Below are 1,207 nucleotides of genomic sequence, written 5' to 3' on the forward strand. Positions count from 1 at the left end.
TGCCGCCGGCACTGGACGCGAATCTGCTCAACATGGACCCGCCGGACCACACCCGCATCCGGCGGCTGGTCTCCCAGGCGTTCACCCCGCGCCGCGTAGCTCAACTGCGCGAGCCGATCCGGAACACAGCCGACCGCTTGTTGGACGCCATCGCCGCGCAGAACAGCGCCGATCTGATCGCCGCGTACGCCGCACCGCTGCCGATCACTGTGATCTGCGACCTGCTCGGCGTGGCCCCGGAGGACCGACGCGACTTCCGGGCATGGACCGACGCCCTGGTCGCCCCGAACCCGGCGCAGCCGTCCCGGGCGAAGGAAGCCGTGGGCAGCATGCTGGCGTTCTTCACCCGGCTCATCGCCCGCAAGCGTGCGGAGCCGGCCGATGACCTGCTCTCCGGCCTGATCGCGGTCCGCGACGAGGAGGACCGGTTGAGCGAAGACGAGTTGATGTCCCTGGCTTTCCTCGTCCTGTTCGCCGGTTACGAGAACACCGTCCACCTCATCGGCAACGCCACCCTTGCCTTGCTCAACAACCCCGACCAGCTTGCCGCGCTGCGCGCCCATCCCGACCGACTGGCCGGTGCTGTCGAGGAGTTGGCCCGTTTCGACGGCCCCGTACCGCTGGCCATCCGCCGCTTCCCCGTCGAGGACATCACCATCGGCGGCGTCGTGATCCCGGCGGGCGAGACTGTCCTGCTCTCGCTCGCGGCCGCCCACCGCGACCCGCAGCGCTTCACCGATCCGGACCGCCTCGACATCGGCCGCGACGCCACTGGCCACCTCGCCCTCGGCCATGGCATCCACTACTGTCTGGGCGCACCACTGGCCAGGGTGGAGACCGAGATCGCGCTGGCCGCGCTTCTGGAACGGTTTCCGCGGCTGGAACTCGACATCCCGTACGGCGAACTGCGGTGGCGACCTTCGATGCGAGCACGAGGGTTGCTCACCCTGCCCGTCCGCTACTGACCCACGGCGCTCGCGAAGCCGTGCGCGCTCGATGCAGCTGTCGACAACTGCCGTTGCAGGGGCCTGTAAGGCTCGACGACCTTCCCGTACCCAGTGATCCGCCTACATGCCCGGCCCGATCCGGAACGTCACGGCAGGTCCTCTCCGGGTGAGGGGCCGTTCTTCGACGCTGGTGGCACAACAGCCATGCGCGTCCTGGCCGGAGTGGCATCGCCTGTTGCGTGAGATCGCAGGCCAGTATG

1 protein-coding gene is annotated in these 1,207 nt (G+C 68.9%); it reads left to right on the plus strand.

All coding sequences use genetic code 11. The features are described from left to right. The coding region (locus tag AC067Z_RS38945) for a cytochrome P450 family protein (protein WP_478794368.1) at window positions 1–965 on the plus strand (965 nt) is incomplete at its 5' end. Window positions 966–1,207: the final 242 nt, after the last annotated feature.

The sequence above is a fragment of the Streptomyces sp. NPDC043812 genome, assembly GCF_056436245.1.